This window comes from Sphaerisporangium sp. NPDC088356, assembly GCF_040685555.1.
Lineage (GTDB): Bacteria > Actinomycetota > Actinomycetes > Streptosporangiales > Streptosporangiaceae > Sphaerisporangium.
This window is the reverse complement of the sequence record NZ_JBFBIK010000183.1, coordinates 1-9,470: the sequence shown is the minus strand read 5'-3', so window position 1 is coordinate 9,470 and position 9,470 is coordinate 1. Positions and strand designations below refer to the sequence as shown.

The following is a 9,470-nucleotide window of genomic DNA, read 5'->3' as shown; positions in this document are numbered from 1 at the left end:
CCGGGGCGCTCGCCCCGGCCGCCGGCACGCTCGCCGGCCCCGCGCCGGGTGCGGGCGGATCAGCAGGAAAGAGCATCGGGATGCGCCTGGTCGACGCGCCCGTCGACGCGCGCGCCAACTCGCGGGCCTGGTGCTACATCATCGACCACCTCGCGCCGGGTTCCGTCATCCACCGGCGGGTCGAGGTGTCCAACGCCACCGACTCGCCCAGGACTCTTTCGATCTACACGGCGGCGGGAGCGATCCGTGACAGGAAATTCCGGTTCGCCCCGGGTCGCACGCCCAACGAGCTGTCCACCTGGACCACCACGGACCGGCCCAAGATCGCCATGGCGCCGCATACCCGCTCGATGGTCACGGCGACCATCGCCGTGCCGCGCGACGCCGCCCCCGGCGAGCGCTACGCGGTGATCTGGGCCGAGACCGCCAACCCTCCGCCACCCGGTGGAGGGGTCGCCGAGATCAACCGCGTCGGCGTCCGGATCTACCTGTCCGTCGGCCCCGGCAACCCGCCGGCGTCCTCGTTCACCATCGACTCGCTGACCGCCCAACGCTCGGAGAACGGCCGGCAGGTCGTCCTGGCGCAGGTGCGCAACACCGGAGGCCGCGCGCTCGACCTCAGCGGCGACCTGCGACTGTCGCACGGCCCCTCGAACCTGAGCGCGGGCCCGTTCAAGGTCTCGACGGGCACCACACTTGCTCCCGGCGACTCCGGGCCTGTCATCGCGATTCTCAACGAGCAGGTGCCCGATGGTCCGTGGCGCGCCCGCATCCGTCTCCAGAGCGGGCCGACGAAAGTCGCCGCCGAAGCGACCATCCGGTTCCCCGCCTTCGTGGGGGCGGGGCGGGCGGTCAAAGCGGAGCCGGGCCCGAGTCATCTCCCGATCGCGGTGCTCGTCATCGGCGTGGTCCTGTGCGCGCTCACAACGGCCACGGGCCTGCTCGTCCAGCGAAGGCGCCGTTCGTGAGTGAACGATTGCTTGGTTGATCCGCGATTCACATGGGACCATGGGAGCCGGCGTCTAGGAGAGGCGGCTCCATGCTGGAAGGTGCCGCGGGTCATGGCATCACCTTCGTTCTGGCCTTGATCTCGGCGACCGTGTTCCTCATCCTGCGGTGTCAGCGCCTTGGCCGGCCATTCGGGCCGAGCAGTCGATGGCTGGCCCTGGTGGTGATCGTCCTCACAGCACTGGCCACCACCGTTGCCGCCCTCGTGGTCACGGGGCTGAGCGGCGAGCTCCGCGCGCTGGTCGGCGTCGTCGCACCGAGTGGCCTCTGGCTTGGGTACATGCGCCAGCGCCAGGACGGACGCCGCTCGCTCGGGCAAGAAGTGGTGACGTTCTGGCTCGCCTCACTGCTGGAGCGGCTGCACCAGGCGATGGCGGAGGATCGCGAGGTCTGGTGCGAGAGCCGGGTGGACGACACCTGGAGCACCCACCAGCTGAGCATGGCCGCGGAGCACTATCACGAGCGCATTCGCCAGCGGATGTCGGCGGATGAGCGGCGCAGGGAACGCGTCCAGGCCAGGCTGCAGGCGATAGAACGGCGTTTGGACGTCGCGGCGCTCATCGAGGACGGTGCGGGCAAGTCAAAGGTGCTCACCGCGCTCGGCAGTTCTCCGGTCACCAGAAAGACCCGCTACCAGCGGTATCTCAATGACTTCGCCCGGCTGCATGGAGTGCTTGTCCACGATGCGGAGCGCGAGCTGATGCGCCTGCTCGACTCGGCGTACCGGTGCGGGCTGCGGTCACTCGTGCGTTACGACCCGGCCGTACTCGAGGTGGCGAAGGCACGATCGCATCCGTGAACGGCCGGGCTCGTCACCGGTCGCCGAGAAGCTCGGCGGACTCCGCGATGGCGTTCAGGCTGAACTCGAACCGCGTGCCGAGTGCCTCCACCACCGCACTCACCGTGCGCAACGTCAGATTCTCGTCACCGGACAGGATCTGGCTCACGCGGCCCGCGGACACGCCCATGAGGGCAGCGAGGTCGGCACGGGAGATCTTGTGCTGCCGCATGTACCACGTGATCTCGTCGGTGATCTCCTGGGCGAGCCCGCCGGGCTCCGCCGACTGGCGCTCCTCAAGAGCAGACCGGTCCGCCTGACGTCTGAAGGCCATAGCGACTCGCTCTCGTGCTGTCGTTTCCACTGACTCAACATTAGCTATACCTAAACCTTTAGTCAAGCCTAAAGCTGCGAGGTACCCGCCGCCGCATCGGCGGCGGACCGAGGCTTGAAAAGTGATATCACTTTGCTATGGTTGTGCCTATGGATGACAACCCCCGAGGGACGGTGGCAGCGGTGGAGAAGATCGACGACGTGGCTGTGGAGATGCCGGCTCCGCAGGTGAGCGAGCGGCGTCCGCTCAGCGTGTCCGGCTGGCCCATGCTCGGCCTCGCCCTGCTCATGGTGATCGCGGGCATCCTGGTGCTGAACCGGGCGACCGAGACCGCGTCCTCAGCCCTGGCCGCCGCCGGCATCCTCCTGCTGCTGGTGGCGATCCTGCTGCTCAGCGGCATGATGGCGATCGCCCCCGGCGAGGCACGGGTCGTGCAGCTCCTCGGCCGCTACCTCGGCACGGTGCGCACCGACGGGCTGCGCTGGGTCGTCCCGCTCACCCAGAAGCGGAAGATCTCGACCAGGATCCGCAACCACGAGACCGGCGTCGCCAAGGTCAACGACCTCGACGGCAACCCGATCGAGATGGCGGCGGTCGTGGTGTGGCAGGTGGAGGACACCGCGAAGGCGGTGTTCGAGGTGGACGACTTCGTGGAGTTCGTCTCCATCCAGACCGAGACGGCGGTCCGCCACATCGCGGGCAGCTACCCGTACGATTCCCACGACAGCGGCCAGCTCTCGCTCCGCGACAACGCCGACGAAATCACCGGCAGGCTTTCTGCCGAGATCTCCGCGCGCGTCGCGTCGGCCGGGGTCAAGGTCATCGAGTCACGGATCACCCGCCTGTCGTACGCCCCGGAGATCGCCCAGGCCATGCTGCGGCGCCAGCAGGCAGGCGCGGTGGTCGCCGCCAGGCGGCAGATCGTGGAGGGCGCGGTGGGCATGGTCGAGGCGGCCCTGCACCGGCTCGACGCGGCGGACGTCGTCGACCTCGACGACGAGCGCAAGGCGACCATGGTGAGCAACCTGCTCGTCGTGCTATGCGGCGACAGGGATGTGCAGCCGGTCGTCAACACCGGCTCCCTGTACCAGTGACCGAGCGGAAGAAGATCCTCCTGCGGCTCGATCCGGCCGTCCACGACGCGATCACCCGGTGGGCCGGGGACGAGCTGCGCAGCACGAACGCGCAGATCGAGTTCCTGCTCCGCCGGGCCCTCGCGAACGCGGGCCGGCTCCCCGGCGACGTCGGGCACATGCCCCGGCGCGGCCGGCCCCCGAAAGACGACGACAGCGCCGAAGCCGTCAGCGGTGACGTGGCCACCCGCGGCGCACGAAGCGAAGACGGAGAGGAATGACCAGTGGCGCGCCGTCCGCAAGCGGAGCGACGAGCTGTCCGAAGTGGTGGCGCCGGTGCCGAAGGCCCTGCGCAAGGCCATCCAGACCGCCGAGGCGGCCGCCGCCGGGGTGTGATCAGCCCGCGTACGAGCCGAGCACGTCGAACGTCTGCGGCGCCGGGGGCTCCCCCACGATCCACTTGGCCACGGTCGCCCGGAGCTCCTGCGCCACTCCCATGCCGGGCAGGGGGTTCTCGACCCCCTCGTCCAGCTCCAGCATCGCGACGAACTCGGTGCCGCCGACCGCGCGGTAGTAGGAGTACCGGAGGCCCTCCGGCCGCCGCGACGCGAGGGCCGCGAACGCCGCCTCGACCGCGCCCGCGACGTCCTCGACACCGTCTTCGGCCACCTGGTAACGAATCATCACTACGGACATGCCCATCTCCTCGTCGATCGTCTCTGCTCTCACCGACATGACGGAACGCGACCTGGAATGGTGACCGATGGCACGATCGACCCGAGCGGGCGGCCTCCGGTCACTCAGGGCGCGTCGTATGCGTCATGAACATGACGGAGCGCGGCGAGGAAAGGTGACCGATGGACGGGCATGACGGGCTGGCGGAGCGATTCGAGACGCACCGGAGCCACCTGCGGGGGGTCGCCTACCGGATGCTGGGGTCGCTCACCGAGGCGGAGGACGCCGTCCAGGAGGTGTGGCCGCGGCTCAGCCGCGCCGACCTCAGCGGGGTCGAGAACCTCGCGGGATGGCTGACCACGGTCGTCTCCCGGGTGTGCCTCGACATGCTGCGGTCCCGAAGGTCACGACCGGAGGAACCCGCCGGGCGGCCGGGGCCCGACCTGGCCTCGGACCCCGGCGAGGGGGGCGACCCCGAGCACGAGGCGTTGCTGGCCGACTCGGTGGGCCGGGCGCTGCTCGTGGTGCTGGACAGGCTGGCGCCCGACGAGCGCATCGCGTTCGTGCTCCACGACATGTTCGCGGTGCCGTTCGACCAGATCGCCCCCATCGTGGCACGCTCGCCGGTCGCCGCGAAGAAGCTCGCCAGCCGCGCCCGCAACCGGGTGCGGGGTACGCCCGAGGTCCCCGGCGCCGAGCTCGCCCGGCACCGGCACGTGGTGGACGCCTTCCTCGCCGCCTCGCGTGGTGGCGACATGAACGCGCTTCTCGCGGTGCTGGCCCCCGACGTCGTACGCCGGGCCGACCGGGCCGCCCTGCCCGCCGGCGGGACGGCGGAGATCCGCGGCGCGCGGGTCGTGGCGGAGGAGGCCGTGGTCTTCGCGCGGCATTCGCGGTTCGCCGAACCGGCGCTCGTGAACGGGGCCGTGGGGATCGTCGTGGCCCCCCGCGGACGGCTGCTCATCGCCCTCACCATCGCGATCGAGGGAGACAGGATCGCCGCGTTCGAGGTGATCACCGACCCCGCGCGCCTCCACCGGCTGGACCTGGCGGTCCTGGACGACTGACCCCGCCCCTCACGCGCGGGGCGCCCCGCCTTCCCCCTCGGTCGTCGACTGAGGCGCTACGGGCGCGGCGGGTACGGCGGCTCGGGGGGAAGCGGGGGAAGCGGGGGCATCGGGAGGCCGCCCCGGCGGGCGTCCCTGCGGGCCTGGCGGAACTGCTGGCGCTGCTCGCGCAACGCGTCATGCTGGGCCCGGTGAAGCTCGTGCCGCTGCGCGTGGAAGCCGCGCAGCTCCTCGCGGGCGTCGCGCCGCCTCTCCGCCGCCCACTCGCTCCAGGCGGCCCGCACCCGGTTGACGGGCTTGGCGCGGGAGTCGCCGACCACCTTGACGTCGCCCATCAGGACGTACGCCCGGACCCGGATCACCGGGACGTTCTGCCCAGGAGCGGCCTCCAGGACGTCGACCTTCTTGTCGCCCATGACGGCTACGCCGCTCAGGTCGACCTCCACGCCGTCCGGAACGATGATCTTCACGTTGCCCATCACCGCCGTGGCGACGATGTCGACCTCGTTGGAGCGCACCTCCGCCTCGCGGAGGTCGAGCGTCACGTCGCCCATCACCGCGACCGCGCCGACCTCCTGGTCGACGCGCCACTTGCCGCGCCGCTTGGTGTCGCCCATGACCGCGACATACCAGCGCCTGGCCAGGCCGGGCCGGGGGGCCGAGGCGGCGGGGGCGCTCGCGGGGAACGGCCGGGCGCCGGCGGCGCCCGGCAGGTCGCTTGTGAGCTGGGCCAGCTCGGCGTGGTTGGTGGCGAGGTAGGCGGCCTCGGTGCGCTCGGTCAGCTCCGACAGCGTCAGACGCCCCTCGACGGAGGCCTCTCTGAGCTGCTCCACCACGGCCTCGCGCTCGGCGTCCGAGGCGCGCATACCACCCGGATCGTTCATGTCAATGAATCTAGCGCGATGTTCCCGGTAGTCCGATCCTCCGAAAGGAGGAAACCCGCCGTCAGGGCCCCGACAGCGCGGGCGAGGCCTCCAGCACGTCGCGGGCCAGGGCGGCGTCGCCCGTCACCTTCACCGGGATCGTGCCGGGGGTGCCGCGCCCGCCGAGGAGAAAGCAGAACTCCACGACGTCACAGGTGAGGTCGGCGTGCGCGGGTGAGCCGTCGTCGGGCACGGCGACGCGGGTGACGTCGAGCGGAACGTACCAGGCGCCGCCTCCCGGCCCCGTCAGCGTGAGCCGTATCGCCCGGCCTCCGCCGTCGACGCCGGAGAACAGCATCGTCCACGGGAGCAGCCGCGCGCAGAAGTCGGCCGTCGGGTGCAGGTGCTCGGCGAGCGGCCGGGGCAGGGGCAGCCCGACCACCGTGGCGGCGTCGTCGGTGTGGATCCAGGTCTCCAGCATGCGGGCCAGCAGGTGGTCGGACACCGGGAAGCTCATGCCCCCAGGGTCGACCGGCGTGGCGGGCTCCATCTTGGCCGCGGACTCGCAGATCGCCTCCGCCTGGGCACGCCACTCGGCACGGACGCGCTCGGGCGGCAGGCCGTCCGCGAAGGCGATCATGTCGGCGGTGCGGGCCAGGGTGTCGTTGGCGGCCAGCGGCGGACCGGCCACCGGGGCGCCGATCGCGGCGGCGACCAGGCTGTCGGTGGCGGCCAGGTGGGCCACGAGCTGCTGGAGCGTCCAGCCCTCGACGATCTCGCGCGCCCAGTCGGCGGGCGAGGCCGAGGCGAGCAGGGCGTCCATGGCGGCGACCCGGCCCGCGTACGAGGCGACGAACCCGGTGGTGACGGCCGGGCGGCGGGCCGAGCGCGCGGCGGCGAGCAGCCGCGCCAGGGTGCCGGGAGGCGGCGCGTCACCGGCCTCGGCCATCATGTCGAGGCGCAGGCGCGTGAACGGGTCGGAGGGGCCGGGGATCTCCTCGCCGGGCGCCTGGTGGCGATCCACCGTCACACCTCCTTCTCGGCAAGCTCGTCGGCGAGCCTGCGAAGGCCCAGGCGGATGCGGGACTTGACGGTCCCCTCCGGCAGGCCGAGATCCTCCGCCGCCTGGCGGTAGGTACGGCCACGGTAGTACGCCAGTTCGATGGCCTCGCGCAGGCCTCGGGGAAGCCGGCTGACCGCGAGCCTCACCCGGGCGACCTCGTCGGCGGCGAGGACCCAGTCTTCGAGCGGGCTCGGCTCGGGCTCGGCGAGACGGGGGCCGAGGGCGGAGACCCGGTGGCGCTCCTCGGTGCGTACGTGGTCGACGGCGCGGCGGTGGGCGATCGTCGCGAGCCACGAGCGCAGCGAGCCGCGGTCGGGGTCGAAGGCCAGCGGGCGCTCCCAGAAGGTGACGAAGACCTCCTGGACGATGTCCTCGGCGATCACGCGGTCGCGCGTGATCCGCAGCGCGAGTCCCAGCACCAGCGAGTACAGCCGGTCGTGCACCTCGCCCAAGGCGCTCTCGTCCCCGCCGACGACCCGCTGGTGAAGCGACCGGTCGTCGGTCTGCCCAGGCGCCTCCACCGGCCCCACCCCTCCTCGCTAGGCCACCCGAGCATCCCACTGTTCCCGGGAAATGTTGAGATGGATGGCGAAGCGCGTATCAAGAAGTGCGCTTCGCGACCAAGAAGCGCGCATCGACCCGCACGGAGGCTCCCCTTGACGCACGACGTCTTCAACCAGGTCCCCCCACTCACCAGCCACGACGTCTCCGCCGACCCGAGCCTGCTGGACGGCGTGAAACGCGAGGGCGCCGACTGGGCGCTCGGGGAGCTGCGCACCCTCGGAACGCTCGCCGGATCGGCCAGGGCACAGGAGTGGGGCCGTCTCGCCAACGAGCACCCGCCCGTCCTGCGCACCCACGACCGGTACGGCAACCGGATCGACGAGGTGGAGTTCCACCCCGCGTGGCATGAGCTGATGGCGGTGGCGGTCGGCCACGGGCTGCACGCCTCACCCTGGACCTCGCCCCGGCCGGGCGCGCACGTGGCCCGCGCCGCCAAGTTCTACGTGTGGTCCCAGGTGGAGGCGGGTCACGGCTGCCCGATCTCGATGACGTACGCCAGCGTGGCGGCGCTGCGGCACACCCCGGCCCTGGCGGCCGAGTGGGAGGGGCCGCTGGCGTCCAGGAACTACGACTTCGGCCTGCGGCCGGCCTCGGCCAAGCGGGGCGTGCTCGCGGGAATGGCGATGACCGAGAAGCAGGGCGGCTCGGACGTCCGCGCGAACACGACCCGGGCCGAGCCGCTCGGCGACGGCACCTGGGCCATCACCGGGCACAAGTGGTTCAACTCGGCGCCCATGTGCGACGTCTTCCTGGTGCTCGCGCAGGCCCCGGGCGGGCTCTCGTGCTTCCTGCTCCCCCGCGTGCTGCCGGACGGCTCGCGCAACGCCATGCGGATCATGCGGCTGAAGGACAAGCTCGGCAACAGGTCGAACGCCTCGGCCGAGGTCGAGTACGAGGGCGCGGTGGCCCACCTGGTGGGCGAGGAGGGCCGTGGGGTCAGGACCATCATCGAGATGGTCAACATGACCAGGCTCGACTGCGTCATCGGCTCCGCCTCCGGCATGCGGTACGGGGTGACGCAGGCCGTCCACCACGCGACCCACCGCAGGGCGTTCGGCAAGTCCCTGGCCGAACAGCCGCTGATGCGCAACGTGCTCGCCGACCTGGTGCTGGAGTCGGAGGGCGCCACCGCCGTCATGGTGCGCCTGGCGGGGGCCACCGACAAGGCGATCCGCGGCGAGACCGGCGAGGGCGTGCTGCGCCGCACGGCTCTGGCCGCCGCCAAGTACTGGGTGTGCAAGCGCGCCCCGGTGCACGCGGCCGAGGCCCTGGAGTGCCTCGGCGGCAACGGGTACGTCGAGGAGTCGCAGATGCCCCGGCTGTTCCGGGATTCCCCGCTCAACGGCATCTGGGAGGGCTCGGGCAACGTAGCCGCGCTGGACGTGCTCCGGTCCATCGGAAAGGAACCCCACGCTCTCGACGCCTTCTTCGAGGAGGTGGATCTCGCCGCGGGCGCCGACCGTCGCCTCGACGCCGCCATCGGCGATACCAAGAAGTCGCTCACCGACACGGCCGGCATCGATCACCACGCCCGCCGGGTCGCCGAAAGGCTCACCCTTCTCCTCCAGGCATCCCTGCTGGTCAGGCACAGTCACCCAGCCGTCGCCGACGCCTTCTGCGCCTCCCGGCTGGATGGCGACTGGGGCCACGCGTTCGGCACCCTCCCCCCTGGCCTGGACTTCACCGCGATCATCGACAGGGCCACCATGAAGATCGCCTAGCGGCCCATCCTCAGGTTCTCCGGGACGGGCCCGTCGGGCCGCCACAGGAGCAGCGGGACGATGCCGGGTTCGAGGCGCTCGAACCCGTCGAACAAGGTCCGCACTTCGGGGCTCGTGTGCGTAGTACGTCACCGAGCCGCTACCGCTGGGAAACGGGGAGGAAACAGCCTGGCACTGTCTTGACATCCTCCCCCTCGTGAACGGGGGGGATTCCCCACGGTCGCCCGCGGGGGTTCCTGCTTCGTCGCCAGTCGCCCGCCAGGAGAACTCCCTTGAGGTCTTACACCGGCTCCACAGGCGTTTCATCTCTCCGCAAGCCCTGCG

General features: G+C 71.4%; 12 protein-coding genes. 7 read left to right on the top strand and 5 right to left on the bottom strand.

Annotated elements, in window-relative coordinates:
* Positions 1-968, top strand: a 968-nt coding sequence (locus AB0O34_RS34890; protein ID WP_363922934.1) for a peptidase, incomplete at its 5' end; no start/stop codon positions are given.
* Positions 969-1,039: 71 nt separating this feature from the next.
* Entirely contained in the window at positions 1,040-1,807 is a 768-nt protein-coding gene (locus AB0O34_RS34885; protein WP_363922932.1) for a hypothetical protein, read from the top strand.
* A 13-nt stretch (positions 1,808-1,820) separates the two neighbouring features.
* Here the strand turns inward: AB0O34_RS34885 and AB0O34_RS34880 are convergent, their stop codons facing one another.
* Positions 1,821-2,120, bottom strand: coding sequence for a helix-turn-helix transcriptional regulator (locus AB0O34_RS34880; protein ID WP_363922930.1), 300 nt, complete (start codon positions 2,118-2,120; stop codon positions 1,821-1,823).
* Between the two features lie 149 nt (positions 2,121-2,269).
* Here AB0O34_RS34880 and AB0O34_RS34875 point away from each other — a divergent pair, with 149 nt between their 5' ends.
* The 3 genes from AB0O34_RS34875 to AB0O34_RS34865 are packed head-to-tail and all read left to right on the top strand — an operon-like array spanning position 2,270 to position 3,589.
* Positions 2,270-3,214 (top strand): SPFH domain-containing protein, encoded by a 945-nt coding sequence (locus AB0O34_RS34875; protein WP_363922929.1) that lies wholly within the window; start codon positions 2,270-2,272, stop codon positions 3,212-3,214.
* Entirely contained in the window at positions 3,211-3,474 is a 264-nt protein-coding gene (locus AB0O34_RS34870; protein WP_363922927.1) for a hypothetical protein, read from the top strand. Before AB0O34_RS34875 ends, AB0O34_RS34870 begins: the two co-directional genes overlap by 4 nt.
* Positions 3,428-3,589 (top strand): hypothetical protein, encoded by a 162-nt coding sequence (locus AB0O34_RS34865; RefSeq protein WP_363922925.1) that lies wholly within the window; start codon positions 3,428-3,430, stop codon positions 3,587-3,589. The genes AB0O34_RS34870 and AB0O34_RS34865 overlap by 47 nt, the downstream gene beginning before the upstream one ends.
* Here the strand turns inward: AB0O34_RS34865 and AB0O34_RS34860 are convergent, their stop codons facing one another.
* Positions 3,590-3,889, bottom strand: a complete 300-nt coding sequence (locus AB0O34_RS34860) for a hypothetical protein (RefSeq protein ID WP_363922923.1) — start codon at positions 3,887-3,889, stop codon at positions 3,590-3,592.
* Positions 3,890-4,050: 161 nt separating this feature from the next.
* Between AB0O34_RS34860 and AB0O34_RS34855 the strand changes: the two genes are divergently transcribed.
* Positions 4,051-4,935 (top strand): sigma-70 family RNA polymerase sigma factor, encoded by an 885-nt coding sequence (locus AB0O34_RS34855; protein WP_363922921.1) that lies wholly within the window; start codon positions 4,051-4,053, stop codon positions 4,933-4,935.
* A 56-nt stretch (positions 4,936-4,991) separates the two neighbouring features.
* Here AB0O34_RS34855 and AB0O34_RS34850 read toward each other — a convergent pair whose 3' ends face one another.
* The 3 genes from AB0O34_RS34850 to AB0O34_RS34840 all read right to left on the bottom strand — a co-directional run bounded on the left by AB0O34_RS34850 (position 4,992) and on the right by AB0O34_RS34840 (position 7,382).
* On the bottom strand, positions 4,992-5,819 hold the full coding sequence (locus AB0O34_RS34850) for a DUF1707 domain-containing protein (protein WP_363922919.1): 828 nt from the start codon (positions 5,817-5,819) through the stop codon (positions 4,992-4,994).
* Positions 5,820-5,880: 61 nt separating this feature from the next.
* Positions 5,881-6,822 (bottom strand): maleylpyruvate isomerase family mycothiol-dependent enzyme, encoded by a 942-nt coding sequence (locus AB0O34_RS34845; RefSeq protein WP_363922917.1) that lies wholly within the window; start codon positions 6,820-6,822, stop codon positions 5,881-5,883.
* Between the two features lie 2 nt (positions 6,823-6,824).
* The gene (locus AB0O34_RS34840; RefSeq protein ID WP_363922915.1) at positions 6,825-7,382 is read right to left on the bottom strand and encodes a sigma-70 family RNA polymerase sigma factor; all 558 of its coding nucleotides are present in this window, start codon (positions 7,380-7,382) and stop codon (positions 6,825-6,827) included.
* A gap of 135 nt (positions 7,383-7,517) precedes the next feature.
* Here AB0O34_RS34840 and AB0O34_RS34835 point away from each other — a divergent pair, with 135 nt between their 5' ends.
* Entirely contained in the window at positions 7,518-9,146 is a 1,629-nt protein-coding gene (locus AB0O34_RS34835) for an isovaleryl-CoA dehydrogenase (protein ID WP_363922913.1), read from the top strand.
* Positions 9,147-9,470: the final 324 nt, after the last annotated feature.